27 protein-coding genes, 1 other RNA gene and 1 pseudogene are annotated in these 25624 nt (G+C 54.2%); 26 read left to right on the top strand and 3 right to left on the bottom strand.

Annotated features, from left to right (window positions below; all coding sequences use genetic code 11):
* The first annotated feature begins 28 nt into the window (after window positions 1-28).
* The 24 genes and pseudogenes from QUF14_RS16755 (at window position 29) to QUF14_RS16640 (ending at window position 23011) form a co-directional block, all read left to right on the top strand.
* Window positions 29-538, top strand: coding sequence for a terminase small subunit (locus QUF14_RS16755; protein WP_000235436.1), 510 nt, complete (start codon window positions 29-31; stop codon window positions 536-538).
* Window positions 510-2437: pseudogene (locus QUF14_RS16750) on the top strand (phage terminase large subunit family protein). Before QUF14_RS16755 ends, QUF14_RS16750 begins: the two are co-directional and overlap by 29 nt.
* Window positions 2421-2627, top strand: a complete 207-nt coding sequence (locus tag QUF14_RS16745) for a phage head-tail joining protein (protein ID WP_000259002.1) — start codon at window positions 2421-2423, stop codon at window positions 2625-2627. The pseudogene QUF14_RS16750 and the gene QUF14_RS16745 overlap by 17 nt, the downstream one beginning before the upstream one ends.
* Entirely contained in the window at window positions 2624-4216 is a 1593-nt protein-coding gene (locus QUF14_RS16740) for a phage portal protein (protein ID WP_100733827.1), read from the top strand. Before QUF14_RS16745 ends, QUF14_RS16740 begins: the two co-directional genes overlap by 4 nt.
* Window positions 4206-5711, top strand: a complete 1506-nt coding sequence (locus QUF14_RS16735) for a S49 family peptidase (RefSeq protein ID WP_001253984.1) — start codon at window positions 4206-4208, stop codon at window positions 5709-5711. The genes QUF14_RS16740 and QUF14_RS16735 overlap by 11 nt, the downstream gene beginning before the upstream one ends.
* Window positions 5712-5747: 36 nt before the next feature.
* Window positions 5748-6095, top strand: a complete 348-nt coding sequence (locus tag QUF14_RS16730) for a head decoration protein (protein WP_000256809.1) — start codon at window positions 5748-5750, stop codon at window positions 6093-6095.
* A 57-nt stretch (window positions 6096-6152) separates the two neighbouring features.
* Window positions 6153-7181, top strand: a complete 1029-nt coding sequence (locus tag QUF14_RS16725) for a major capsid protein (RefSeq protein WP_000522660.1) — start codon at window positions 6153-6155, stop codon at window positions 7179-7181.
* Window positions 7182-7232: 51 nt separating this feature from the next.
* Entirely contained in the window at window positions 7233-7616 is a 384-nt protein-coding gene (gene gpFI, locus QUF14_RS16720; RefSeq protein WP_001355131.1) for a DNA-packaging protein FI, read from the top strand.
* The gene (locus QUF14_RS16715; RefSeq protein WP_001204560.1) at window positions 7609-7962 is read left to right on the top strand and encodes a head-tail joining protein; all 354 of its coding nucleotides are present in this window, start codon (window positions 7609-7611) and stop codon (window positions 7960-7962) included. The genes gpFI and QUF14_RS16715 overlap by 8 nt, the downstream gene beginning before the upstream one ends.
* A 14-nt stretch (window positions 7963-7976) precedes the next feature.
* Window positions 7977-8510, top strand: coding sequence for a phage tail protein (locus QUF14_RS16710; RefSeq protein WP_000975024.1), 534 nt, complete (start codon window positions 7977-7979; stop codon window positions 8508-8510).
* Window positions 8507-8902: a phage minor tail U family protein gene (locus tag QUF14_RS16705; RefSeq protein WP_000683091.1), complete on the top strand. Its 396-nt coding sequence runs from the start codon at window positions 8507-8509 to the stop codon at window positions 8900-8902. Before QUF14_RS16710 ends, QUF14_RS16705 begins: the two co-directional genes overlap by 4 nt.
* 7 nt (window positions 8903-8909) lie before the next feature.
* Window positions 8910-9662, top strand: coding sequence for a phage tail protein (locus QUF14_RS16700; RefSeq protein WP_100733826.1), 753 nt, complete (start codon window positions 8910-8912; stop codon window positions 9660-9662).
* A 13-nt stretch (window positions 9663-9675) separates the two neighbouring features.
* The gene (gene gpG / locus QUF14_RS16695) at window positions 9676-10107 is read left to right on the top strand and encodes a phage tail assembly chaperone G (RefSeq protein WP_000479080.1); all 432 of its coding nucleotides are present in this window, start codon (window positions 9676-9678) and stop codon (window positions 10105-10107) included.
* A 26-nt stretch (window positions 10108-10133) separates the two neighbouring features.
* Complete coding sequence (locus tag QUF14_RS16690) at window positions 10134-10547, top strand: phage tail assembly protein T (RefSeq protein ID WP_074394174.1); 414 nt, start codon at window positions 10134-10136, stop codon at window positions 10545-10547.
* Window positions 10528-13107, top strand: coding sequence for a phage tail tape measure protein (locus QUF14_RS16685; protein WP_286333071.1), 2580 nt, complete (start codon window positions 10528-10530; stop codon window positions 13105-13107). The genes QUF14_RS16690 and QUF14_RS16685 overlap by 20 nt, the downstream gene beginning before the upstream one ends.
* A complete protein-coding gene (locus QUF14_RS16680) occupies window positions 13104-13433 on the top strand; it encodes a phage tail protein (RefSeq protein WP_000847337.1) in 330 nt (109 codons plus the stop codon). The genes QUF14_RS16685 and QUF14_RS16680 overlap by 4 nt, the downstream gene beginning before the upstream one ends.
* Complete coding sequence (locus QUF14_RS16675; RefSeq protein ID WP_001152535.1) at window positions 13433-14131, top strand: phage minor tail protein L; 699 nt, start codon at window positions 13433-13435, stop codon at window positions 14129-14131. The genes QUF14_RS16680 and QUF14_RS16675 overlap by 1 nt, the downstream gene beginning before the upstream one ends.
* Window positions 14132-14141: 10 nt before the next feature.
* Window positions 14142-14885 (top strand): C40 family peptidase, encoded by a 744-nt coding sequence (locus QUF14_RS16670; RefSeq protein ID WP_032287410.1) that lies wholly within the window; start codon window positions 14142-14144, stop codon window positions 14883-14885.
* Window positions 14849-15424, top strand: coding sequence for a tail assembly protein (locus tag QUF14_RS16665; RefSeq protein ID WP_236927366.1), 576 nt, complete (start codon window positions 14849-14851; stop codon window positions 15422-15424). Before QUF14_RS16670 ends, QUF14_RS16665 begins: the two co-directional genes overlap by 37 nt.
* 72 nt (window positions 15425-15496) lie before the next feature.
* Window positions 15497-15835 (top strand): hypothetical protein, encoded by a 339-nt coding sequence (locus tag QUF14_RS16660; RefSeq protein WP_001332187.1) that lies wholly within the window; start codon window positions 15497-15499, stop codon window positions 15833-15835.
* 66 nt (window positions 15836-15901) lie between these two features.
* Window positions 15902-19603 (top strand): phage attachment tail tip protein J, encoded by a 3702-nt coding sequence (gene gpJ, locus QUF14_RS16655; protein ID WP_286333070.1) that lies wholly within the window; start codon window positions 15902-15904, stop codon window positions 19601-19603.
* 66 nt (window positions 19604-19669) lie between these two features.
* A complete protein-coding gene (locus QUF14_RS16650; RefSeq protein WP_047085483.1) occupies window positions 19670-20269 on the top strand; it encodes an Ail/Lom family outer membrane beta-barrel protein in 600 nt (199 codons plus the stop codon).
* A 64-nt stretch (window positions 20270-20333) separates the two neighbouring features.
* The gene (locus tag QUF14_RS16645) at window positions 20334-22424 is read left to right on the top strand and encodes a prophage tail fiber N-terminal domain-containing protein (RefSeq protein ID WP_286333069.1); all 2091 of its coding nucleotides are present in this window, start codon (window positions 20334-20336) and stop codon (window positions 22422-22424) included.
* 14 nt (window positions 22425-22438) lie between these two features.
* Window positions 22439-23011 (top strand): DUF4376 domain-containing protein, encoded by a 573-nt coding sequence (locus QUF14_RS16640; RefSeq protein WP_286333068.1) that lies wholly within the window; start codon window positions 22439-22441, stop codon window positions 23009-23011.
* A 198-nt stretch (window positions 23012-23209) separates the two neighbouring features.
* On the opposite strand, the gene ssrA is transcribed toward QUF14_RS16640, so the two are convergent.
* Both ssrA and smpB read right to left on the bottom strand, forming a co-directional pair.
* Window positions 23210-23572, bottom strand: a transfer-messenger RNA (tmRNA) gene (ssrA, locus tag QUF14_RS16635).
* Between the two features lie 214 nt (window positions 23573-23786).
* A complete protein-coding gene (smpB, locus tag QUF14_RS16630) occupies window positions 23787-24269 on the bottom strand; it encodes an SsrA-binding protein SmpB (protein WP_000162574.1) in 483 nt (160 codons plus the stop codon).
* A 170-nt stretch (window positions 24270-24439) separates the two neighbouring features.
* Here smpB and ratA point away from each other — a divergent pair, with 170 nt between their 5' ends.
* Together ratA and QUF14_RS16620 are read left to right on the top strand one after the other, a co-directional pair.
* Window positions 24440-24877: a type II toxin-antitoxin system toxin RatA gene (gene ratA, locus QUF14_RS16625; RefSeq protein ID WP_001300750.1), complete on the top strand. Its 438-nt coding sequence runs from the start codon at window positions 24440-24442 to the stop codon at window positions 24875-24877.
* Window positions 24867-25157: an RnfH family protein gene (locus tag QUF14_RS16620; protein ID WP_001117842.1), complete on the top strand. Its 291-nt coding sequence runs from the start codon at window positions 24867-24869 to the stop codon at window positions 25155-25157. The genes ratA and QUF14_RS16620 overlap by 11 nt, the downstream gene beginning before the upstream one ends.
* 61 nt (window positions 25158-25218) lie before the next feature.
* On the opposite strand, the gene bamE is transcribed toward QUF14_RS16620, so the two are convergent.
* Window positions 25219-25560: an outer membrane protein assembly factor BamE gene (bamE, locus tag QUF14_RS16615; RefSeq protein ID WP_001203437.1), complete on the bottom strand. Its 342-nt coding sequence runs from the start codon at window positions 25558-25560 to the stop codon at window positions 25219-25221.
* Window positions 25561-25624: the final 64 nt, after the last annotated feature.

Below are 25624 nucleotides of genomic sequence, written 5' to 3'. Positions count from 1 at the left end.
CGAGGTGAGAGTTTTTGCGAGGTGAGGAGTGGCTACGCAGACTGAAGTTGCCAGGCATTTAAGTCTGACCGATCGCCAGCTTCGCAGATTGCAGAAATTGCCGGGTGCCCCGATATCGAATAAGCGAGGGCAACTGGATCTGGATGCCTGGCGCGATTTTTACATATCGTATCTGAGGAGAAGTAAAAACGATGTGCCTGATGGCGATAGCGAAGACGACTATGAGGAGAAATTGCTTATTGCCAGATGGGAACTGACAGCAGAACAGGCTGTTACACAGCAGTTAAAAAATGAGGTGTCAAAAGGAAAACTTATTGACACCGGGTTCTGTATTTTTGCCCTCAGTAAGCTGGCAATGGCGTTATCCAGTACGCTTGATTCCATCCCTTTATCCATGCAGCGACAGTTTCCTGATTTAACACCGCGCCATCTTGACCATCTGAAAACCCTTATTGCGAAGGGGGCAAATCAGTGTGCGCGGGCGGGGGATAAATTACCGGATTTACTCGATGAATATATCAGAGCAACAACTGAATAATATGATGAGCGCTGTCACAACAGCATTACAGCCCCTGATAAGGGCATTGCCGGTGACGCCAGTTGAATGGGCTGATCAAAATTATTATCTGCCTAAAGAATCTTCATATGGTGAGGGAGAATGGAAAACGCTGCCATTCCAGATCGCCATCATGAACAGCATGGGGAATGATCAGATCCGCACTGTTAATCTGATTAAATCTGCCCGTGTTGGCTATACAAAGATGTTGCTGGGGGTGGTCGGGTATTTTATTGAGCATAAATCCCGTAACAGTCTGCTTTTTCAGCCTACGGATTCTGCCGCTGAAGATTTTATGAAGTCTCACGTGGAGGCGACGATTCGGGACGTGCCATGCCTGAAAGACCTTTCCCCATGGCTGGGTCGTAAACATCGTGACAATACTCTCACGCTGAAACGCTTTTCATCGGGTGTGGGCTTCTGGTGCCTGGGCGGCGCTGCCGCCAAAAACTACCGTGAAAAATCCGTGGACGTGGTCTGCTATGACGAACTTTCCTCGTTCGAGCCGGATGTCGAAAAAGAGGGCTCGCCAACCCTGCTGGGGGATAAGCGTATTGAGGGCTCTGTATGGCCAAAATCCATTCGCGGCTCGACGCCTAAAATCAAAGGCACCTGTCAGATCGAAAAAGCCGCTAACGAGTCGGCACATTTCATGCGTTTTTATGTGCCCTGCCCGCACTGTGGGGAGGCGCAGTATCTGAAATTTGGCGATGAATCCACGCCTTTTGGCCTTAAATGGGAGAAGGACAGCCCCGAAAGCGTTTTCTACCTCTGTGAACATCATGGCTGCGTGATCCATCAGTCTGAACTTGACCAGAGCAACGGGCGGTGGATCTGTGAAAACACGGGGATGTGGACCCGTGACGGCCTGACGTTTTTCAGCGCTGCGGGTAATGAAATTCCGCCGCCGCGCTCCATCACATTCCATATCTGGACGGCGTACAGTCCGTTCACCACCTGGGTACAGATTGTCTATGACTGGCTGGATGCACTGAAAGATCCCAACGGCCTGAAAACCTTTGTGAACACCACGCTGGGCGAGACCTGGGAAGAGGCCGTGGGCGAAAAACTCGATCACCAGGTACTGATGGATAAGGTTGTGCGTTACACGGCGGCGGTGCCTGCCCGGGTGGTTTATCTGACGGCGGGCATTGACTCGCAGCGAAACCGTTTTGAGATGTATGTCTGGGGATGGGCTCCGGGAGAGGAAGCCTTTCTGGTGGATAAAATCATCATTATGGGGCGTCCCGATGAGGAAGAGACGCTGTTACGTGTGGATGCGGCGATCAACAAAAAATACCGCCATGCGGATGGCACTGAAATGACCATTTCCCGTGTCTGCTGGGACACCGGGGGGATCGATGGTGAAATCGTTTATCAGAGATCAAAAAACACGGTGTTTTCCGGGTTCTGCCGGTAAAAGGCGCATCTGTCTATGGCAAGCCGGTGATCACCATGCCAAAAACCCGCAATCAGCGGGGAGTGTATCTGTGTGAAGTGGGGACAGACACCGCAAAAGAAATTCTCTATGCCCGTATGAAAGCCGATCCCACGCCTGCGGATGAAGCCACGTCGTATGCCATCCGTTTTCCTGATGATCCGGAGATTTTTTCGCAGACAGAGGCGCAGCAACTGGTGGCGGAAGAGCTGGTGGAGAAGTGGGAAAAAGGAAAGATGCGTCTGCTGTGGGATAACAAAAAGCGGCGTAACGAAGCGCTGGACTGCCTGGTGTATGCCTACGCGGCATTACGTGTGTCCGTGCAACGCTGGCAGCTTGATCTGGCTGTACTGGCAAAATCCCGGGAAGAAGAGACAACCCGGCCAACCCTGAAAGAACTGGCAGCGAAGCTGTCCGGAGGAGTGAATGGTTACAGTCGCTGAACTGCAGGCGCTGCGTCAGGCGCGCCTTGATTTATTAACCGGTAAACGGGTGGTGTCTGTCCAGAAAGATGGTCGCAGAATTGAATATACGGCGGCTTCTCTGGATGAGCTTAACCGTGCGATCAATGATGCGGAGTCGGTACTGGGGACAACCCGCCGTCGCCGTCGTCCGCTGGGAGTGAGGTTATGAAACGAACGCCTGTCCTGATTGATGTGAACGGCGTTCCGCTTCGGGAGAGCCTCAGCTACCACGGGGGCGGCGCAGGATTTGGCGGGCAAATGGCGGAGTGGTTGCCACCGGCGCAGAGTGCCGATGCGGCCCTGCTGCCCGCGTTGCGTCTGGGGAATGCCCGGGCAGATGATCTGGTGCGCAATAACGGAATAGCGGCTAATGCGGTGGCCCTGCATAAGGATCACATTGTCGGGCATATGTTTCTGATCAGCTACCGTCCGAACTGGCGCTGGCTGGGGATGCGGGAGACCGCAGCAAAAAGCTTTGTCGATGAGGTGGAGGCGGCCTGGTCGGAATACGCCGAAGGGATGTCTGGCGAGATCGACGTGGAAGGAAAACGCACGTTCACGGAATTTATCCGTGAAGGTGTGGGCGTTCATGCGTTTAACGGCGAAATCTTTGTGCAGCCGGTCTGGGATACGGAAACCACGCAGTTATTCCGTACGCGTTTTAAAGCCGTGAGTCCGAAACGGGTGGACACGCCAGGACACGGTATGGGGAACCGTTTTCTGCGTGCCGGTGTGGAGGTCGATCGATATGGCCGTGCCGTTGCGTACCATATCTGTGAGGATGATTTTCCGTTCTCTGGTAGTGGACGATGGGAACGGATCCCGCGTGAACTTCCCACCGGGCGTCCGTCCATGCTGCATATTTTCGAGCCGGTAGAGGACGGGCAGACCCGTGGGGCTAATCAGTTTTACAGCGTCATGGAACGGCTGAAGATGCTCGATTCCCTTCAGGCAACACAGCTTCAGTCGGCCATAGTGAAGGCGATGTATGCAGCGACGATTGAAAGTGAACTTGATACCGAAAAGGCCTTTGAATATATCGCCGGCGCGCCACAGGAGCAGAAGGATAATCCGCTTATTAATATTCTGGAGAAGTTCTCCAGCTGGTATGACACGAATAACGTGACACTGGGCGGTGTCAAAATTCCGCACCTTTTCCCCGGTGATGATCTGAAACTACAGACAGCGCAGGATTCAGACAATGGATTTTCTGCGCTTGAACAGGCGCTGCTGCGGTATATCGCCGCCGGTCTTGGCGTTTCCTACGAACAGTTGTCCCGTGATTACTCGAAGGTCAGTTACTCAAGTGCCCGCGCCTCCGCCAATGAGTCGTGGCGCTATTTTATGGGGCGGCGAAAATTTATTGCGGCCCGGCTGGCCACGCAGATGTTTTCCTGCTGGCTGGAAGAGGCACTTCTTCGGGGGATTATTCGTCCGCCACGGGCGCGTTTTGATTTTTATCAGGCGCGATCAGCCTGGTCACGGGCAGAGTGGATTGGTGCCGGAAGAATGGCCATTGACGGGCTCAAGGAAGTCCAGGAATCGGTGATGCGCATTGAGGCCGGACTGAGCACGTATGAGAAAGAGCTGGCGCTGATGGGCGAGGATTATCAGGACATTTTCCGCCAGCAGGTCAGGGAATCTGCAGAGCGGCAAAAAGCCGGACTCTCACGTCCGGTGTGGATAGCGCAGGCGTATCAGCAGCAGATAGCGGAGAGTTGCAGCCCGGAAGAGGAGACAACACCACGTGAGACGTAATCTTTCACACATTATTGCCGCAGCATTCAATGAACCGCTGCTTCTGGAGCCCGCCTATGCGCGGGTTTTCTTTTGCGCGCTCGGGCGCGAGATGGGGGCAGCAAGTCTTTCGGTACCACAACAGCAGGTACAGCTTGATGCTCCCGGAATGCTGGCTGAAACGGACGAGTACATGGCCGGAGGTAAACGACCGGCCCGTGTTTACCGGGTGGTGAACGGTATTGCTGTACTGCCGGTGACCGGCACGCTGGTGCACAGGCTGGGTGGTATGCGGCCATTTTCCGGAATGACAGGCTATGACGGCATTGTCGCCTGTCTTCAGCAGGCAATGGCGGATAGCCAGGTGCGGGGCGTACTGCTGGACATTGACAGTCCGGGCGGGCAGGCCGCCGGCGCGTTTGACTGCGCTGACATGATTTATCGCCTCCGCCAGCAGAAGCCGGTCTGGGCACTGTGCAATGACACGGCCTGTTCTGCAGCCATGCTGCTGGCGTCGGCCTGCTCCCGACGGCTGGTTACCCAGACATCCCGTATCGGCTCCATTGGCGTGATGATGAGCCATGTCAGCTATGCCGGGCATCTGGCACAGGCCGGTGTGGATATCACGCTGATTTACTCAGGGGCGCATAAGGTGGATGGCAATCAGTTTGAAGCCTTACCGGCAGAGGTTCGCCAGGACATGCAGAAGCGCATTGATGCGGCGCACCGGATGTTTGCCGAAAAAGTGGCGATGTATACCGGGTTGTCTGTGGATGCGGTCACGGGAACAGAGGCCGCCGTTTTTGAAGGTCAGTCCGGCATTGAGGCCGGGCTGGCGGATGAATTAATCAATGCGTCGGATGCCATCAGTGTGATGGCAACGGCGCTGAACACACATGATACAGGAGGCACTATGCCGCAATTAACTGCAACGGAAGCCGCCGTGCAGGAGAACCAGCGAGTAATGGGGATCCTGACATGCCAGGAAGCGAAAGGACGTGAACAGCTTGCCACGATGCTGGCAGGACAACAGGGCATGAGCGTTGAACAGGCCCGGGCGATTCTGGCCGCGGCGGCACCGCAGCAGCCGGTGGCATCCACGCAGAGTGAAGCCGATCGCATTATGGCGTGTGAAGAGGCGAAAGGTCGTGAACAACTGGCGGCAACGCTGGCGGCGATGCCGGAGATGACGGTGGAAAAAGCCCGCCCTGTCCTGGCTGCTTCACCGCAGGCGGATGCCGGACCCTCACTCCGTGATCAGATCATGGCACTGGATGAGGCAAAAGGGGCTGAGGCGCAGGCTGAACAGCTGGCTGCCTGCCCGGGAATGACCGTGGAGAGCGCCCGGGCTGTGCTGGCTGCGGGATCAGGTAAGGCAGAGCCGGTCTCTGCATCCACAACCGCCCTGTTTGAACGCATCATGGCGAACCATTCACCGGCAGCGGTACAGGGTGGCGTGCCACAGACGTCAGCAGACGGTGATGCGGACGTGAAAATGCTCATGGCCATGCCATGAAGTCAGTGCTGACCATCAACAGGAGGTTTTTACAATATGGTAACGAAAACCATCACTGAACAGCGTGCGGAAGTACGTATTTTTGCCGGTAATGATCCGGCTCACACCGCCACAGGCAGCAGCGGGATTTCCTCGGCAACACCGGCACTGACGCCCCTGATGCTGGATGAAGCCAGCGGGAAACTGGTGGTCTGGGACGGACAGAAAGCCGGTAGTGCGGTTGGCATACTGGTACTGCCGCTTGAAGGCACAGAGACGGTACTGACCTATTACAAGTCGGGGACCTTTGCGACGGAGGCAATCCGCTGGCCTGAAAGTGTGGATGAACACAAAAAGGCAAATGCATTTGCCGGCAGTGCCCTGAGTCACGCGGCGCTGCCGTAACACGTTATCAGGCCACCGCGGTGGCCTGACTGATTTCTGAATGAAAGGAACTGATTTATGGGATTGTTTACGACCCGCCAGTTGCTCGGTTATACCGAACAAAAAGTGAAATATCGTGCGCTGTTTCTGGAGCTGTTTTTCCGCCGTACGGTGAATTTCCATACCGAAGAGGTGATGCTGGACAAAATTACCGGAAAAACGCCGGTGGCGGCCTATGTTTCCCCGGTTGTTGAAGGAAAAGTGCTGCGTCATCGTGGTGGTGAAACCCGCGTGTTACGTCCGGGCTACGTCAAGCCGAAACACGAATTTAATTACCAGCAGGCGGTTGAGCGTCTTCCCGGTGAAGATCCGGCTCAGCTGAACGACCCGGCCTACCGTCGTCTGCGTATCATCACAGATAACCTCAAACAGGAAGAGCACGCCATTGTCCAGGTGGAAGAAATGCAGGCGGTGAATGCCGTGCTGTATGGCAAATACACCATGGAAGGAGACCAGTTCGAGAAAATTGAGGTTGATTTTGGACGCTCTGAAGGAAATAACATTGAGCAGGCCGACGGTAAAAAATGGTCTGAGCAGGACCGTGATACGTTTGATCCGACGCATGATATTGACCTTTACTGCGATCAGGCCAGCGGTCTTGTGAATATTGCCATTATGGACGGTACTGTCTGGCGTCTGCTGAATGGCTTTAAGCTTTTCCGCGAAAAACTGGATACCCGTCGCGGCTCAAATTCACAACTCGAAACGGCAGTGAAAGACCTGGGGGCTGTGGTGTCTTTCAAAGGGTATTACGGTGATCTGGCCATTGTGGTGGCAAAAACGTCTTATGTGGCAGAAGACGGTACCGAAAAACGTTATCTGCCGGAGGGTACACTGGTCCTGGGGAATACGGCAGCAGAGGGCATTCGTTGCTATGGTGCCATTCAGGATGCACAGGCGTTGTCCGAAGGTGTGGTGGCCTCTTCCCGTTATCCGAAACACTGGCTGACCGTGGGCGATCCGGCCCGTGAATTTACCATGACGCAGTCCGCACCGCTGATGGTGCTGCCGGATCCGGATGAGTTTGTGGTGGTGCAGGTGAAATAATCCGTGAGCGGGGGCGAAATGCCCCCGTGTCTTTTTTCACAGGGGGCTGATATGGCAACAAAAGAAGAAAATCTGAATCGTCTTCGTCAACTGGCTGGCCTGCTGGGGCGCGAGGCGGATATATCGGGGAGTGCTGCGGATATTGCGCAACGTGTGTCTGAGTGGGAAGAGGAGCTTGCTGCTTCCCGGGAGGGCATTATGCCTGGTGATGAGAGCGGGCCTGAGCAAAATCACACAGACGATGGTGAGCAGTTGCACAACACTGATGCTACGGATGATGTTAAAGCGGTTCGTGTGCGGAAATGCCTGCATGTGATGGGGTATTGCCCGGAGACAGGCCGTCCCGTTGAACTGACGTACCGGGGCATGCGTGTTCTGGTGCCATCACCACTGGCGACAGCCATGATACAGCACGGAACGGCTGAGCATGCGTGATTTTCAGAATGCCTTTGATGCTGCCCTTGCCGGGGTGGACAGCACGATTGTTGAAGTGATGGGGCTCTGTGCGCAGTTCACCTCGGGGGCACAGTGTGGCAGCGAAGTTCAGGGGGTTTTTGACGATCCGGAATCGCTGGGGTTTGCCGGTAGCGGGGTCCGTATTGAAGGAAGCTGCCCGTCATTATTTGTACGGACGGATACGGTTCGTGCTGTGCGGCGTGGTGACACGCTGACCATTAATGGTGAGACATTCTGGGTGGATCGTGTTTCTCCGGATGACGGGGGCAGTTGTTATCTCTGGCTCAACCGTGGGCAACCACCGGCAGTTAACCGGCGACGATAAACGCAGGGTGAATTATGGCGATAAAAGGGCTTGATCAGGCGATTGAAAATCTGAGCCGGGTTCGTAAAAACGCCATTCCGGCGGCTTCAGCAATGGCCATTAACCGCGTGGCCACAACGGCGATTAATCAGTCTTCGTCACAGGTTGCCCGGGAGACCAGGGTGAGCCGGAAACTGGTAAAGGAACGGTCCAGACTGAAACGGGCCACGGTCAGAAATCCGAATGCCAAAATTATCGTTAAACGCGGTGATCTCCCGGTGATTAAGCTGGGGATCAGGATGCTGGGCCGTCGTCCGAACAGCATACTCAAAGCCGGTCAGCATCGTTATCAGCGGGCATTTATTCAGCGATTAAAAAATGGTCGCTGGCATGTAATGCAGCGTGTGGCCGGGAAAAACCGTTACCCCATTGATGTGGTGAAAATCCCGATGGCGGCCCCACTGAAACAGGCGTTTGATGAAAACGTTGACCGTATCCGGCGTGAACGCCTGCCCGGAGAACTGGCATATGCGCTGAAACAACAACTGAGGATTGCGATAAAACGATGAAACATACTGATATCCGTGCTGCAGTGCTGGATGCACTGCAGCAGCATGAACACGGGGCGACGCTGTTTGATGGTCGCCCCGTTGTTTTTGACGAAGAGGATTTTCCCGCGGTCGCGGTTTATCTGACGGATGCAGAGTATACCGGTGAAGAGCTGGATGCAGATACCTGGCGGGCCACACTGCATATTGAGGTGTTTTTACCGGCACAGGTACCGGATTCAGAGCTTGATCAGTGGATGGAAAGCCGGATTTACCCGGCGATGGCGGCGATCCCTGCACTGGCAGGCATGATTACCACGATGGTTACGCAGGGCTATGACTATCGTCGTGATGACGATATGGCATTGTGGAGTTCTGCAGATCTGACTTATTCCATTACATACGAGATGTGAGGACGATATGGCAACACCAAATCCCCTGGCGCCGGTAAAAGGTGCCGGTACCACACTGTGGGTTTACACCGGCACGGGTGATGCTTATGCAAACCCGTTGTCAGACGATGACTGGCAGCGACTGGCTAAGGTGAAGGATCTGACACCCGGCGAGATGACGGCAGAATCCTACGATGATAACTACCTGGATGATGAAGACGCGGACTGGACCGCGACCGGGCAGGGACAGAAATCTGCGGGTGATACCAGTTTTACGCTGGCCTGGAAACCGGGAGAGGAAGGCCAGAAAGGGCTTATAGGCTGGTTTGAAAGCGGCGATGTCCGGGCCTATAAAATCCGTTTTTCGAATGGCACGGTGGATGTGTTTCGTGGCTGGGTCAGCAGTATCGGTAAGGCCGTGACGGCGAAAGAAGTGATCACCCGAACAGTGAAAGTTACCAACGTGGGCAAACCCTCCGTGGCGGAAGAACGCAGCGAAATTACGCCGGTCACTGCAATTAAGGTGACGCCGACATCCGGTACCGTGGAAAAAGGGAAAGCAACCACCCTGACTGTTTCTTTTGAGCCGGAAAGTGCAACCGACAAGACGTTCAGAGCGGTTTCCGCCGATCCGTCAACGGGAACCATTGCTGTGAAAGATATGGTGATCACTGTGACGGGGGTTAAGGCTGGAAAAGTGAGTATCCCCGTGATTTCCGGTAATGGTCAGTTTGCCACGGTAGCTGAAGTCACCGTTACTGAAGCGGGCGCTGCAGGGTAAACGGAGGTTATACATGTTTCTGAAAACAGAACAATTTGAATATAACGGTGTGTCCGTCACGCTTTCTGAACTGTCTGCGCTGCAGCGTATCGAGCATCTTGCCCTCCTGAAACGGCGGGCAGAAGAGTCTGAAGCCAGCGGCAACCTGCAGGTGAGCGTGGAAGACATTGTCAGAACCGGGGCGTTTCTGGTGGCGATGTCCCTGTGGCATAACCATCCGCAGAAAACGGAGTCACCGTCAATGAATGAGGCTGTGATGCAGATTGAGCAGGAAGTCCTGACCACCTGGCCTGCTGATGCCATTGCCCGGGCGGAAGACGTGGTGTTGCGTCTGTCCGGGATGAGTGAGCCTGTTCATGTGGATACGGATATCACCGAAGTGGCGAAAAATAATGCGCTTACTGATGATGATTTTTCTGCGGGAAAGTCTTCGACGGCGAGCTGAATTTTGCCCTCAGACTGGCGCGTGAGATGGGGAGGCCTGACTGGCGCGCCATGCTTGCCGGGATGACATCCACCGAATATGCCGACTGGCGACATTTTTACCGCACGCATTATTTTCACGATACCCAACTGGATATGCATTTTTCCGGGCTGACGTACACCGTACTCAGCCTGTTTTTTTGCGATCCGGATATGTATCCCTCGGACTTCAGTCTGCTTGCCCCCCGGCGTGAGGAAGAGCAGACGGAGATGGCGGATGAGGAAAAAATGCTGATGCAGAAAGCGGCAGGACTTGCCGGAGGCATCCGGTTTGGTGGGGAAGGAGGGGGCGATATTTCACCTTCTGCGGATGTGGTGGATGTCAGTGAGGATGATGTCGCATTAATGATGGCTTCAGCGGAGATTCCTGGAGGTGTGAGATATGTCCCAGCCGGTTGGTGATCTTGTTATTGACCTGAGTCTGGATGCGGTCCGTTTCGATGAGCAGATAAGCCGGGTAAGGCGTCATTTTTCAGGACTGGATACCGACGCCAGAAAAACCGCCAGTGCTGTTGAACAGGGCCTGAGCCGTCAGGCGCTGGCTGCACAAAAAGCCGGGATTTCCGTCGGGCAGTATAAAGCGGCCATGCGTACCCTGCCTGCACAGTTTACGGATATCGCCACGCAGCTTGCCGGTGGTCAGAATCCCTGGCTTATTCTGCTGCAACAGGGCGGTCAGGTGAAGGACGCCTTCGGCGGGATGCTCCCCATGTTCAGGGGGCTTGCCGGTGCGATCACCCTGCCGATGGTCGGGGTCACCTCGCTGGCGGTGGCGACAGGTGCGCTGGCGTATGCCTGGTACCAGGGGGATTCCACGCTTTCAGCGTTTAATAAAACCCTGGTTCTTTCCGGTAATCAGTCCGGACTGACTGCCGATCGCATGCTGACGCTCTCCAGAGCCGGACAGGCAGCAGGGCTGACGTTTAACCAGGCGAGTGAGTCACTGGCAGCCCTGGTGAATGCCGGTGTGCGTGGTGGTGAACAGTTTGATGCCATCAACCAGAGTGTGGCGCGTTTTGCTTCTGTATCCGGTGTGGAAGTGGACAAGGTTGCAGAGGCTTTTGGAAAGCTGACCACCGACCCGACGTCGGGACTGATGGCTATGGCGCGCCAGTTCCGTAACGTGACGGCAGAGCAGATTGCGTATGTTGCGCAGCTGCAGCGTTCGGGTGATGAGGCAGGGGCCTTACAGGCGGCGAACGATATCGCCACAAAAGGCTTTGATGAGCAGACCCGTCGCCTGAAAGAAAACATGGGGACGCTGGAAACCTGGGCGGATAAAACCGGGAAGGCATTCAAATTGATGTGGGATGCCATCCTGGATATCGGTCGTCCTGAATCCTCAGCGGATATGCTCGCCAGTGCGCAGAAGGCATTTGATGAGGCGGATAAAAAATGGCAGTGGTACCAGAGCCGGAGTCAGCGCCGGGGAAAGACCTCCTCTTTCCGTGCCAACCTTCAGGGTGCATGGGATGACCGTGAAAATGCCCGTCTGGGGCTGGCGGCAGCCACGCTGCAGTCGGATATGGAAAAAGCCGGTGAACTGGTGGCAAGGGACCGGGCTGAGCGTGAGGCGTCACAGCTGAAGTATACCGGAGAGGCGCAGAAGGCGTATGAGCGCCTGCTGACGCCACTGGAGAAATATACTGACCGGCAGGAAGAGCTGAATAATGCCCTGAAAGACGGGAAAATCCTGCAGGCGGATTACAACACGCTGATGGCGGCGGCGAAAAAGGATTATGAATCGACGCTGAAAAAACCGAAGTCGTCAGGTGTCAAAGTGTCAGCCGGGGAGCGTCAGGAAGACCGGGCGCATGCAGCCCTGCTGACGCTTCAGGCAGAACTCCGGACGCTGGAGAAGCATGCCGGAGCGAATGAGAAAATCAGCCAGCAGCGCCGGGATTTGTGGAAGGCGGAGAGTCAGTTCGCGGTACTGGAGGAGGCGGCGCAACGTCGCCAGCTGTCTGCACAGGAGAAATCCCTGCTGGCGCATAAAGATGAGACGCTGGAGTATAAACGCCAGCTGGCTGCACTTGGCGACAAGGTTACGTATCAGGAGCGCCTGAACGCGCTGGCGCAGCAGGCGGATAAATTCGCACAGCAGCAACGGGCAAAACGGGCCGCTATTGATGCGAAAAGCCGGGGGCTGACTGACCGGCAGGCAGAACGGGAAGCCACGGAACAGCGCCTGAAGGAACAGTATGGCGATAATCCGCTGGCGCTGAATAACGTCATGTCAGAGCAGAAAAAGACCTGGGCAGCTGAAGACCAGCTTCGCGGGAGCTGGATGGCAGGCCTCAGGTCCGGCTGGAGCGAGTGGAAAGAGACTGCCACGGACAGTATGTCGCAGGTTAAAAGTGCTGCCACGCAGACCTTTGATGGTATTGCGCAGAATATGGCGGCGATGCTGACCGGCAGTGAGCAGAACTGGCGCAGCTTCACCCGTTCCGTGCTGTCCATGATGACAGAAATTCTGCTTAAGCAGGCAATGGTGGGAATTGTCGGGAGTATCGGCAGCGCCATTGGCGGTGCTGCCGGTGGCGGCTCATCAGCGTCAGGTGGTACAGCCATTCAGGCAGCTGCGGCGAAATTCCATTTTGCGACCGGAGGATTTACGGGAACCGGCGGCAAATATGAGCCAGCGGGGATTGTTCACCGTGGTGAGTTTGTCTTCACGAAGGAGGCAACCAGCCGGATTGGCGTGGGGAATCTCTACCGGCTGATGCGCGGCTATGCCACCGGTGGTTATGTCGGTACACCGGGCAGTCTGGCTGACAGCCGGTCGCAGGCGTCCGGGACGTTTGAGCAGAATAACCATGTGGTGATTAACAACGAAGGCACGAACGGGCAGATAGGGCCACAGGCGCTGAAGGCGGTTTATGACGTAGCCCGTAAGGCGGCAATGGATGTTGTGACCGGGCAGATGCGCGATGGTGGTCTGTTCTCCGGAGGTGGACGATGAAAACCTTCCGCTGGAAAGTGAAACCCGGTATGGATGTGGCTTCGGCCCCTTCCGTCAGGAAGGTGCGCTTTGGTGATGGCTATTCCCAGCGTGCGCCTGCCGGGCTGAATGCCGACCTGAAAACGTACAGTGTGACGCTTTCCGTGACCCGGGAGGAGGCCCGGCATCTGGAGTCGTTTCTGGCAGAGCACGGGGGCTGGAAGGCCTTTCTGTGGACGCCGCCTTATGCATACCGGCAGATAAAGGTGACCTGCGCAAAATGGTCGTCGCGGGTCAGTATGCTGCGTGTTGAGTTCAGTGCAGAGTTTGAACAGGTGGTGAACTGATGCAGGATATCCGGCAGGAAACACTGAATGAATGCACCCGTGCGGAGCAGTCGGCCAGCGTGGTGCTTTGGGAAATCGATCTGACAGAGGTCGGTGGAGAACGTTATTTTTTCTGTAATGAGCAGAACGAAAAAGGTGAGCCGGTCACCTGGCAGGGGCGACAGTATCAGGCGTATCCCATTCAGGGGAGCGGTTTTGAACTGAATGGCAAAGGCACCAGTACGCGCCCCACGCTGACGGTTTCTAACCTGTACGGTATGGTCACCGGGATGGCGGAAGATCTGCAGAGTCTGGTCGGCGGAACGGTGGTCCGGCGTAAGGTTTACGCCCGTTTTCTGGATGCGGTGAACTTCGTCAACGGAAACAGTGACGCCGATCCGGAGCAGGAGGTGATCAGCCGCTGGCGCATTGAGCAGTGCAGCGAACTGAGCGCGGTGAGTGCCTCTTTTGTACTGTCCACGCCGACGGAAACGGACGGCGCTGTTTTTCCGGGACGTATCATGCTGGCCAACACCTGCACCTGGACCTATCGCGGTGACGAGTGCGGTTATCACGGTCCGGCTGTCGCGGATGAATATGACCAGCCGACGTCCGATATCACGAAAGATAAATGCAGCAAATGCCTGAGTGGCTGTAAGTTTCGCAATAACGTCGGCAACTTTGGCGGCTTCCTTTCCATTAACAAACTTTCGCAGTAAATCCCATTTTATGACACAGACTGAATCAGCGATTCTGGCGCACGCCCGGCGGTGTTCGCCTGCGGAATCGTGCGGCTTCGTGGTGAGAACGCCGGAGGGAGACAGGTATCTTCCCTGCGTGAATATCTCCGGTGAGCCGGAGGCGTATTTCCGGATGTCGCCGGAGGACTGGCTGCGGGCAGAAATGCAGGGTGAGATTGTAGCGCTGGTCCACAGCCACCCCGGTGGACTGCCCTGGCTGAGTGAGGCCGACAGGCGGCTGCAGGTGCAGAGTGATTTGCCGTGGTGGCTGGTCTGCCGGGGGGCGATTCACAAGTTCCGCTGTGTGCCACATCTTACCGGGCGACGCTTTGAGCACGGGGTGACGGACTGTTACACGCTGTTCCGGGATGCTTACCATCTGGCGGGGATTGAGATGCCGGATTTTCATCGCGGGGATGACTGGTGGCGTAACGGCCAGAATCTCTATCTGGATAATCTGGAGGCCACAGGGCTGTATCAGGTGCCGTTGTCAGCGGCGCAGCCGGGCGATGTGCTGCTGTGCTGTTTTGGTTCATCTGTGCCGAATCATGCCGCCATTTACTGTGGTGACGGCGAGCTGCTGCACCATATTCCTGAACAACTGAGCAAACGAGAGAGGTATACCGACAAATGGCAGCGACGCACACACTCCCTCTGGCGTCACCGGGCATGGCACGCATCTGCCTTTACGGGGATTTGCAACGATTTGGCCGCCGCATCGACCTTCGTGTGAAAACGGGAGCCGAAGCCATCCGGGCGCTGGCCACGCAGCTACCGTCGTTTCGCCAGAAACTGAATGAGGGCTGGTATCAGGTGCGCATTGCCGGGCGTGATGCAGGCGAAAACGAATTATCTGCCCGTCTTAATGAGCCGCTGGCAAATGGTGCCGTGATCCACATCGTACCGCGTCTGGCGGGTGCCAAAAGTGGCGGTGTTTTTCAGGCAGTGCTGGGTGCGGCGCTGATTGCTACGGCAATCTGGATGCCGGGAATCAGTATCGCTTTCAGTGACATTCTCTTTTCTATGGGGGCAGCGATGACGCTTGGTGGTGTTGCACAGATGCTGGCCCCTAAACCCAAAACTCCACGTACACAGACAACGGATAACGGCAAACAGAACACCTATTTCTCCTCGCTGGATAACATGGTTGCCCAGGGCAATGTCCTGCCTGTTCTGTACGGTGAAATGCGCGTGGGGTCACGTGTGGCATCTCAGGAGATCAGCACGGCAGATGAAGGGGATGGTGGTCAGGTTGTGGTAATTGGGCGGTAATATTATTTACTCATGTTTTAACTGATTTAATATTTATATCGAATACTGATAATTATTCTGTTGGTTAGCTATATGAACAAAACGATTTTATTCTGCACGATTATTGCCTTAACAGGATGTAAATCTTTGGATTACGTAAAATCCGGAAAACCTGTAATGGAAGGTAATTCATTAAAAAATATTGATGAATTGTCAGGCTGCATATCCAGACAATGGGCTGGTAATGGAACACCTATAACATCCCTTCCTATTGAGAATGGGGTAAGCCTTTTAGTTCCACAGGCTATGGGTGGGTACGATGTTGTGCTTGATATCAAAAAAGCAGGAAATGGCAGTAGTTTTACTCTTTATGAACGCGTACCAGCATTAACGCCAAAAATTTTTGCTGATAGTGTTAATGCATGTAAATAATAGTTAATCCTGCCGTAACTCATGAGCCGCCTTTTGGGCGGCTTTGTCGTTTATGGAGTGTGAGGAATGGGTAAAGGAAGCAGTAAGGGGCATACCCCGCGCGAAGCGAAGGATAACCTGAAGTCCACGCAGTTGCTGAGTGTGATCGATGCCATCAGCGAAGGGCCGGTTGAAGGTCCGGTGGATGGATTAAAAAGCGTGCTGCTGAACAGTACGCCGGTGCTGGACAGTGAGGGGAATACCAATATCTCCGGTGTCACGGTGGTGTTCCGTGCAGGTGAGCAGGAGCAGACACCGCCGGAGGGATTTGAATCCTCCGGCTCCGAGACGGTGCTGGGTACGGAAGTGAAGTACGACACGCCGATTACCCGGACCATCACGTCTGCAAACATCGACCGTCTGCGCTTTACCTTCGGTGTGCAGGCACTGGTGGAAACCACCTCAAAGGGGGACCGGAATCCGTCGGAAGTCCGCCTGCTGGTTCAGATACAACGTAACGGTGGCTGGGTGACGGAAAAAGACATCACCATTAAGGGAAAAACCACCTCACAGTATCTGGCCTCGGTGGTGGTGGGTAACCTGCCGCCGCGCCCGTTCAGTATCCGGATGCGCAGGATGACGCCGGACAGCACTACAGACCAGCTGCAGAACAAAACGCTCTGGTCGTCATACACCGAAATCATCGATGTGAAACAGGGCTACCCGAACACGGCACTGGTCGGTGTACAGGTGGACTCGGAGCAGTTCGGCAGCCAGCAGGTGAGTCGTAATTATCATCTTCGCGGGCGCATTCTGCAGGTGCCGTCGAACTATAACCCGCAGACGCGGCAATACAGCAGTATCTGGGACGGAACGTTTAAACCGGCATACAGCAACAACATGGCCTGGTGTCTGTGGGATATGCTGACCCATCCGCGCTACGGCATGGGGAAACGTCTTGGTGCGGCGGATGTGGATAAATGGGCGCTGTATGTCATCGGCCAGTACTGCGACCAGTCAGTGCCGGACGGCTTTGGCGGCACGGAGCCGCGCATCACCTGTAATGCTTACCTGACAACACAGCGTAAGGCGTGGGATGTGCTCAGTGATTTCTGCTCGGCGATGCGCTGTATGCCGGTATGGAACGGGCAGACGCTGACGTTCGTGCAGGACCGACCGTCGGATAAGGTGTGGACCTATAACCGCAGTAATGTGGTGATGCCGGATGATGGCGCGCCGTTCCGCTACAGCTTCAGCGCCCTGAAAGACCGCCATAATGCCGTTGAGGTGAACTGGATTGACCCGAACAACGGCTGGGAGACGGCGACAGAGCTTGTGGAGGACACGCGGGCCATTGCCCGTTACGGTCGTAATGTCACGAAGATGGATGCTTTTGGCTGTACCAGCCGGGGGCAGGCACACCGCGCCGGGCTGTGGCTGATTAAAACAGAACTGCTGGAAACGCAGACCGTGGACTTCAGCGTGGGCGCAGAAGGGCTTCGCCATGTGCCGGGCGATGTCATTGAAATCTGTGATGATGACTATGCCGGTATCAGCATCGGCGGGCGCGTGCTGGCGGTAAACAGCCAGACCCGGACGCTGACGCTCGACCGTGAAATCACTCTGCCATCCTCCGGTACCACGCTGATAAGCCTGGTTGACGGAAGTGGCAATCCGGTCAGCGAGGAGGTTCAGTCCGTCACCGACGGCGTGAAGGTGAAAGTGAGCCGTGTTCCTGACGGCGTTGCTGAATACAGCGTGTGGGGGCTGAAGCTGCCGACGCTGCGCCAGCGCCTGTTCCGCTGCGTGAGTATCCGTGAGAACGACGACGGCACGTATGCCATCACTGCCGTGCAGCATGTACCGGAAAAAGAAGCCATCGTGGATAACGGGGCGCACTTTGACGGCGACCAGAGCGGCACGGTGAATGGTGTCACACCGCCAGCGGTGCAGCACCTTACCGCCGAAGTCACCGCAGACAGCGGGGAGTATCAGGTACTGGCCCGCTGGGACACGCCGAAGGTGGTGAAGGGCGTGAGCTTCATGCTTCGCCTGACCGTGGCAGCGGACGACGGCAGTGAGCGGCTGGTCAGCACAGCCCGGACAACGGAAACCACATACCGCTTCAGACAACTGGCGCTGGGGCGTTATATGCTGACGGTCCGGGCGGTAAATGCCCGGGGGCAGCAGGGTGATCCGGCGTCGGTATCGTTCCGGATTGCGGCACCGGCAGCGCCTGTCACTATTGAACTGATACCGGGGTATTTTCAGATAACGGCAGTCCCGCGTCTTGCGGTGTATGACCCGACGGTGCAGTTTGAGTTCTGGTTCTCGGAAAATCAGATTACGGATATCCGGCAGGTTGAAACCACAGCCCGCTATCTTGGTACGGCGATGTACTGGACAGCTGCCAGTATTAATATCAGGCCGGGCCATGATTATTACTTTTATATCCGCAGTGTGAACATCGTCGGTAAATCAGCGTTTGTGGAAGCTGTCGGCCAGCCGGTTAATGATGCTGAGGTGTATCTCAATTTTTTTGAAGGGAAAATAAACAGCACCCTGCTGGGGCAGGAGCTGAACGATCGTATTAATGCCTCGGCATTGCGCAGTGAAGTTGAGCAACTGGAGGATGAGATCAATCAGCAGATAGAGAGTGATATTGCTGAAGTGACCCAAAAAATCGGGGAGACAGAAAACAGCCTCACACAGCTGGTTGCGAAAAAAAATGATGAGCTGTCACTGGGTATATCACAGGTGAGCCAGAGAGTGGATAACGTCAGCAGCGAACTCACGCAGACGGTCAGTCAGAGTAATGAGGAGAATGCACGCCAGATAGCGCAGGTTCGCCAGTATGTGGATCAAAAAAGCAGTGAAATCATGACGACAACGGACCAGAAGCTGGGAGATCAGGAGGCCACCATCCAGCAGATACAAAAGGTTCAGACGGACACCAGTAATAACCTGAACAGTATGTGGGCCGTGAAACTGCAGCAGATGCAGGATGGTCGCCTTTATATTGCGGGTATCGGTGCCGGTATTGAGAACACCCCCGACGGCATGCAGAGTCAGGTGCTGCTGGCGGCAGACAGGATTGCGATGATTAATCCTGCAAATGGCAACACAAAACCGATGTTTGTTGGTCAGGGTGATCAGATATTCATGAATGAAGTGTTCCTGAAATATCTGACGGCTCCCGCCATTACCAGCGGCGGTAATCCTCCTGCATTTTCCCTGACACCGGACGGAAAGCTGACCGCTAAAAATGCCGATATCAGCGGTAACGTGAATGCGAACTCCGGGACGCTCAACAACGTCACGATAAATGAGAACTGTCAGATTAAGGGGAAACTGTCAGCCAATCAGATTGAAGGCGATATTGTCAAAACGGTGGGAAAATCCTTTCCGAGAAATGGCAGTTATGCCAGCGGTACAATAACGGTCACTGTGTACGATGACCAGGCTTTTGACCGTCAGATAGTAATCCCACCCGTTCTGTTTCGCGGTGGTAAGCATGAAAACTTTAACAGCAACAACCAACAGTCATACTGGTACTCAACCTGTAAGCTGCAGGTGCTGAAGAACGGACAGGAAATCTTTCAGCAACCCGCGACGGATGTCAGCAGGGTATTTTCATCCGTCATCGATATGCCTGCCGGACACGGGCATGTCACCCTGACTTTCAATGTTTCTTCATATGGTGCTAATAACTGGACGCCAACGACCAGTATCAGCGACCTTCTTGTTGTCGTGATGAAGAAATCAACAGCCGGTATCAGTATCAGCTGAATTTTATAACCCCAATACGGGCGCCAGAAATGGCGCTTTTTTATTGCAGAAAAGCGAGAGGTAATTATGCGTAAATTATGTGCTGTTATTCTGTCTGCAGTAGTCTGGCTGGTCGCCGCTGGTACGCCAGCGAGTGCAGCAGAGCATCAGTCCACACTAAGCGGCGGGTATCTTCAGTCCCATACTGATATGCCCGGAAACGATGACCTGAAGGGCATTAACGTGAAATACCGTTATGAATTTACGGACACGCTGGGGCTGGTGACGTCATTCAGCTATGCAGGAGACAAGAATCGCCAGCTGACCCGTTACAGTGATACCCGCTGGCATGAAGATTCCGTTCGTAACCGCTGGTTCAGCGTAATGGCGGGGCCGTCTGTGCGCGTGAATGAATGGTTCAGCGCGTATGCGATGGCGGGTGTGGCTTACAGCCGTGTGTCGACTTTCTCCGGGGATTATCTCCGCGTAACTGACAATAAGGGGAAAACGCACGATGTGCTGACCGGAAGTGATGACGGTCGCCACAGCAACACGTCTCTGGCGTGGGGAGCTGGCGTGCAGTTTAACCCGACCGAATCCGTGGCCATTGATATTGCTTATGAAGGCTCCGGCAGTGGCGACTGGCGCACTGACGGTTTCATCGTGGGTGTCGGTTATAAATTCTGATTAGCCAGGTAACACAGTGTTATGACAGCCCGCCGGTTCAGGCGGGCTTTTTTGTGGGGTGAATATGGCAGTAAAGATTTCAGGTGTCCTGAAGGACGGAGCGGGTGAGCCTGTCGTAAACTGTGCGATTGAATTGCGTGCCAGAAGAACCAGTCCGACAGTTGTGGTTAATATTGTGGCAACCTGTCTTACGGGAAGTGATGGTGGGTATACTATTAATGCTGAGCCGGGATTTTATGATGTATTTTTGTCCCGCTCAGGGCATCCTCCTGTAAAGGCGGGGGAAATTTATGTTGCACCGACAGATGAGCCGGATACGCTGAATGCTTTTCTGGATGCACCAAAGGAGGGTGATTTACGCCCTGAGGTAATGAAGCGTTTTGAGGAAATGATAAATACCGTTTTTCGCTTGTCTGAGCAGGTGGTCAGTGACAGGGAGAGAGCAGAAACAGCTGCTGATGATGCAATCAATGCAGCAACATCTGCGGCGGTTAGTAAGGATGAGGCAGAAGAGCTAAAAAATCAGACACAGCAGAGCGCCGAAGCTGCAGCCGGAAACGCACAGCAGACGGCACAGGATGTGACGACAACCGCAACGGCCCGTGATGATGCGGAACGTTTTGCGGGTGAGGCAGAAAACAGCGCACAGTCATCAGGCACATCGCGGGATGAATCAGTCGATGCCGCCGAACGTGCCCGCCTTTATCATAATGCCGCATCATCAGCTGCAACCAGCGCGGAAAATGCAGCAAATGCTGCACTCGGGCATGAAAATAACGCTGCCGAATACGCCCGACAGGCTAAAGCCAGCCAGGATGCAGGTGCAGACAATGCGCAGGAAGCGAAACAGTACAGGGATGAGGCGCAGCAGATAGTTGATGACCTGAATGCAACAAATGCCTCCACGACAGAAAAAGGTCTGGTGCAACTGTGTAGTGATACGGACAACGACAGCGAGGAACTGGCTGCCACGCCAAAGGCTGTCAAAACCGTCATGGACGAGACGAAAACAAAAGCGTCACTGGACAGCCCGGCTTTCACCGGCACCCCAACCACCCCAACCCCACCGGATGATGCCGCCGGTCTGGAAGCAGCGAACGCAGCGTTTGTGCGCAAACTGCTTGCTGCGCTGGTTGGCTCATCGCCGGAAGTTCTGGACACCCTGAACGAGCTGGCAGCGGCGCTGGGCAATGACCCGAACTTTGCGACGACAATCACAAACGCGCTGGCAGGCAAACAACCGCTTAATGACGTCTTAACGGCAATCAGCGCACTGACGCAACGGTCAGATAATCTTCTGTACTTCAATACAGACGGGAATGCCTCACTGTCTCTGCTGTCAGAGAAGGGCCGCGCATTACTGGCGCATGACACAGCTGAAGCCATGCGCACGGAGCTTGAGCTGAAAGCAGCTGCGACGATGGAACCCCAGAGTGATATTCGCGACCGCACACCGGGCAGGCTGGCCCTGTCCGGGATGCATGGATTTGGTCAGGCATTCACCAGCGCCGACGCTCTGTCATTTAACGGACAGGCTGATTTCGTAGTATGGCTGCAGACAGTCACACCGGGGCGTTATGCGGTCAGTATTGCGGACTCCTCCACGCTGCTGAAGGGGACCACGAAATTTAACGGTATCATTGATGTGATGTGGTCACCCTCTGATAACGATGGTTCAGACTCAGCGCGTAAATTCAAAATGCTGCTGTACTACAACCAGTATTACGAGGATGAGCACAGCATACATTGTATGCGTTATCGCTACAGTGGTAACAGCTGGAATGCAACATCAAGCCTTATTGTGTATGACGGCAACTCCCTGGCATATCTGATGTCCTCAACCGCCGGTAATGGTCCGTTCTCATATTACCAATACCCGGCCGTCGGTGTGCCGATTATGGCGGTATATCAGGGAGAAAGTTTTGGTGAAAATGCTTCTCTGGGACTCGGTGATACTGTGCCGGGTTCCCGTCTTGGTCCTCTGGCCATGAGTGCACAGGTTAGTGATACAGGGACATACGCATCCTCACCGCAGGTTGTGATTGGCGGTGCCGGTGAATACAACTTCCCCGGTCGTTACACGGCGCTTTCGGGCCTGGGTAACAATTATGGTACTCAGCGTGGCTTTATCGGTCTTTTTGTACGCATTGAGTAATGAGGAAATCAGGCATGAAAATCAGAGCGGTGAAAGGTATCAGAAACGCACATTATCTTGAAAATGGTGCGGTTGACTGCGAGGTGTTATTTGAAGGTGAAACGGAGTTCGCCCTGTATACTGCCATACAGGATGATATGGCCCCGACAGGCCAGCATGTCTGGCAGGAGCTGCAAAGCGGGAAATGGGGCGAAATCGCCCCGTTCACTGTCACGCCTGAACTTATTGCAGCGGCAAAGGATGCCAAAAGGCGGGAAATTGAGGCATGGCGCGACAGTCAGGAAAACGTTGAGTTTATTTTCACGTTTGATGGCCGTCGTTTTGATGGCGGAAAAACCTCGCAGTCACGCCTTGCCCCCGTGGTTGCAACAGCACAGGCCGGACTGCTTCCGGATGGTTTTTTCTGGACTGATGCGGATAATAACAACGTCGTACTGACCAGGGAGAAACTTATTGCGCTGAACGATGCCATGATGGTGGCCATGGTGGCGGAGGGCTTTAAAATCCACGAACGCCAGCGCGAGATGAAGGAACAACTGAATAATCTGGATGATTTGCGTTCAATCAGAGCGTTTGACGTGACGTAATTGGTAGGTTGCGTCATGTTGAATTGTTACTCTTAGTTACAAATAGAAAAGCCTCTGACTTCACAATCAGAGGCTTTTTTGAAATGCACGTGCATTTTGCGTGTATATTTTTGTCTTTTTTAAGTCCGCTTACTGTCTGGTCAGTGTCCGTAAGTGGCTGTTTTTATTGCCGCTGTCCGGTTGCAGTCCTATCAAAAGTGGTGGAGCTGGCGGGAGTTGAACCCGCGTCCGAAATTCCTACATCCTCGGTACTACATGCTTAGTCAGTCTTTACATTCGCTTGCCAGCTGCGGACGGACACGCCACTAACAAACTAGCCTGATTAAGTTTTAACGCTTCAACCCCAGGCAGGGCTTCCACGCGATCTCTTTTGGGTTTGACCTCTCTTGATCCCCGTCCTAAGAGCGGAGGCTAGGGAGAGAGGGCTCTAAGCAGGTTATTAAGCTGCTAAAGCGTAGTTTTCGTCGTTTGCGACTATTTTTTGCGGCTTTTTACGAGGCCAACCGCCCCTCGGCATGCACCTTGGGTTTCGCAAATCCCGTCGAATCCAGAATCAGCCCCAATGTGTAACGGTAAGTATACCAGATTCATGAGTGCCATGACCAGCCTCAATGGCGTTATCGTTAAAGATTTAGCACCCATGTAGCCTGATTTTTATTCGATTAAGCAATGGGATGGCAACATTTGGGTCGGATGTGATAGCCAATAAGATGTTCATTCGCGCCGCCGGAGAGGGTGGCGCGGTGAGGAACTGGTCAATAATTGGAGTGCAGATTTAACGGTGGGCGTTTTTCATGATACGCGCTTTATCCACCTGCCATTCGCGTTCTTTGATGTCTGAACGTTTATCGTGCTGTTTCTTACCTTTAGCGACGCCGATTTTCACTTTGCACCAGGCATTTTTCCAGTACAGGGAGAGCGCCACTACGGTATAGCCTTCTCGATTGACGCGACCGTACAATGAGTCCAGTTCGCGCTGGTTGAGAAGTAACTTGCGGGTACGGGTAGGATCGCACACCACATGCGTGGATGCCACAGCCATTGGCGTGATGTTAGCGCCAAACAGAAATGCTTCTCCATCACGTAGAAGGACGTAGCTGTCGCTGATATTGGCTTTTCCTGCGCGCAGGGATTTAACCTCCCAGCCTTGCAGGGCAAGTCCCGCTTCGAACTCTTCTTCGATAAAGTATTCGTGACGGGCGCGCTTGTTAAGCGCGATGGTCGCTGAACCAGGTTTATGTGCTTTTTTCTTCGTCATAAGCGTCGTGAATCATCGGTAATCTGAAATCGAAAACACCCCATATCAATCCTGCGGGGGACAAGGCTCTATCTTAGCATGAACCCGATGTTACCCAGCGCCGGGATAGCGTTTTTTTTACAGCAGGATAAATGATATTATTTGTTGGATTTTTGTTGATGGAAATTGTTATGCCTCAGATTAGCCGGACCGCACTGGTACCCTACAGCGCGGAGCAAATGTATCAGTTAGTGAATGACGTTCAGTCTTATCCTCAGTTTTTGCCGGGTTGTACCGGAAGTCGGATTCTGGAGTCCACTCCTGGGCAGATGACCGCGGCGGTAGATGTCTCTAAGGCTGGGATCAGCAAAACGTTTACTACCCGCAACCAGTTGACCAGTAACCAAAGTATTCTTATGAATCTGGTGGATGGGCCGTTCAAGAAATTGATCGGTGGATGGAAGTTTACGCCGCTGAGCCAGGAGGCGTGTCGTATCGAGTTTCATCTCGACTTTGAGTTTACCAATAAGTTGATTGAACTCGCCTTTGGCCGCGTGTTTAAAGAGCTGGCGGCTAATATGGTGCAGGCTTTTACGGTTCGTGCGAAAGAGGTTTACAGTGCCAGGTAAAATTGCCGTTGAGGTGGCTTATGCTCTACCTGAGAAGCAGTACCTGCAGCGCGTGACGCTGCAGGAGGGCGCGACGGTTGAGGAAGCTATTCGCACCAGTGGCTTGCTGGAATTGCGTACCGATATCGATTTAACTAAAAACAAAGTCGGCATTTACAGCCGTCCGGCAAAACTGAGCGATACCGTGCATGATGGCGATCGGGTGGAGATTTATCGTCCTCTCATTGCCGATCCGAAAGAGCTTCGCAGGCAACGAGCAGAAAAATCAGCGAATAAATAACAGACAGAAAAAAGGTGCTCATTGAGCACCTTTTTTAACGTCTTTGAGAGCAACTTTATTATTAGTTACCACTCAGCGCAGGTTTGTTATCAATGTTGGTCAACACCCCGCTACTGTTAAAGGTCAGCGTCAGCGTTTGCTGCGTTACACCTTCATGACCTGGTTGCTGGCGGAAGACATAGAACCAGGTATTCGTACCAAATGGATCGGACATCAGCGGTGTACCCAATGCGTACGCAACTTGTTGTTGCGTCATGCCAACACGTATTTTGGATACGTCGTTAGCGGTCAGATAGTTCCCCTGGTTGATGTCAGGACGGTAAACCACTCGCTCCAGAGTGGAACAGCCTGCGGTCAACATCAATAGTACTGCTGCTGCAGCAGTCAGCGTTTTACAGCGCATAGTGATTTGATTCCTTTTCGGGCCCGAGCAGTACGTGGCTCATCTGTAATATGCCGATGATAAT

This window comes from Escherichia sp. HH091_1A (assembly GCF_030295175.1).
GTDB classification, from domain to species: Bacteria; Pseudomonadota; Gammaproteobacteria; order Enterobacterales; family Enterobacteriaceae; genus Escherichia; species Escherichia coli_F.
This window is presented reverse-complemented; position numbering and strand designations above follow the sequence as displayed.

Coding starts and splice junctions, on each gene's coding strand:
- QUF14_RS16745 (WP_000259002.1), top strand. CDS start 2,421: ATGGTTACAGTCGCTGAACTGCAGGCGCTGCGTCAGGCGCGCCTTGAT.
- QUF14_RS16740 (WP_100733827.1), top strand. CDS start 2,624: ATGAAACGAACGCCTGTCCTGATTGATGTGAACGGCGTTCCGCTTCGG.
- QUF14_RS16730 (WP_000256809.1), top strand. CDS start 5,748: ATGGTAACGAAAACCATCACTGAACAGCGTGCGGAAGTACGTATTTTT.
- QUF14_RS16725 (WP_000522660.1), top strand. CDS start 6,153: ATGGGATTGTTTACGACCCGCCAGTTGCTCGGTTATACCGAACAAAAA.
- gpFI (WP_001355131.1), top strand. CDS start 7,233: ATGGCAACAAAAGAAGAAAATCTGAATCGTCTTCGTCAACTGGCTGGC.
- QUF14_RS16715 (WP_001204560.1), top strand. CDS start 7,609: ATGCGTGATTTTCAGAATGCCTTTGATGCTGCCCTTGCCGGGGTGGAC.
- QUF14_RS16710 (WP_000975024.1), top strand. CDS start 7,977: ATGGCGATAAAAGGGCTTGATCAGGCGATTGAAAATCTGAGCCGGGTT.
- QUF14_RS16705 (WP_000683091.1), top strand. CDS start 8,507: ATGAAACATACTGATATCCGTGCTGCAGTGCTGGATGCACTGCAGCAG.
- QUF14_RS16700 (WP_100733826.1), top strand. CDS start 8,910: ATGGCAACACCAAATCCCCTGGCGCCGGTAAAAGGTGCCGGTACCACA.
- gpG (WP_000479080.1), top strand. CDS start 9,676: ATGTTTCTGAAAACAGAACAATTTGAATATAACGGTGTGTCCGTCACG.
- QUF14_RS16690 (WP_074394174.1), top strand. CDS start 10,134: ATGGGGAGGCCTGACTGGCGCGCCATGCTTGCCGGGATGACATCCACC.
- QUF14_RS16685 (WP_286333071.1), top strand. CDS start 10,528: ATGTCCCAGCCGGTTGGTGATCTTGTTATTGACCTGAGTCTGGATGCG.
- QUF14_RS16680 (WP_000847337.1), top strand. CDS start 13,104: ATGAAAACCTTCCGCTGGAAAGTGAAACCCGGTATGGATGTGGCTTCG.
- QUF14_RS16675 (WP_001152535.1), top strand. CDS start 13,433: ATGCAGGATATCCGGCAGGAAACACTGAATGAATGCACCCGTGCGGAG.
- QUF14_RS16670 (WP_032287410.1), top strand. CDS start 14,142: ATGACACAGACTGAATCAGCGATTCTGGCGCACGCCCGGCGGTGTTCG.
- QUF14_RS16660 (WP_001332187.1), top strand. CDS start 15,497: ATGAACAAAACGATTTTATTCTGCACGATTATTGCCTTAACAGGATGT.
- gpJ (WP_286333070.1), top strand. CDS start 15,902: ATGGGTAAAGGAAGCAGTAAGGGGCATACCCCGCGCGAAGCGAAGGAT.
- QUF14_RS16650 (WP_047085483.1), top strand. CDS start 19,670: ATGCGTAAATTATGTGCTGTTATTCTGTCTGCAGTAGTCTGGCTGGTC.
- QUF14_RS16645 (WP_286333069.1), top strand. CDS start 20,334: ATGGCAGTAAAGATTTCAGGTGTCCTGAAGGACGGAGCGGGTGAGCCT.
- QUF14_RS16640 (WP_286333068.1), top strand. CDS start 22,439: ATGAAAATCAGAGCGGTGAAAGGTATCAGAAACGCACATTATCTTGAA.
- smpB (WP_000162574.1), bottom strand. CDS start 24,269: ATGACGAAGAAAAAAGCACATAAACCTGGTTCAGCGACCATCGCGCTT.
- ratA (WP_001300750.1), top strand. CDS start 24,440: ATGCCTCAGATTAGCCGGACCGCACTGGTACCCTACAGCGCGGAGCAA.
- bamE (WP_001203437.1), bottom strand. CDS start 25,560: ATGCGCTGTAAAACGCTGACTGCTGCAGCAGCAGTACTATTGATGTTG.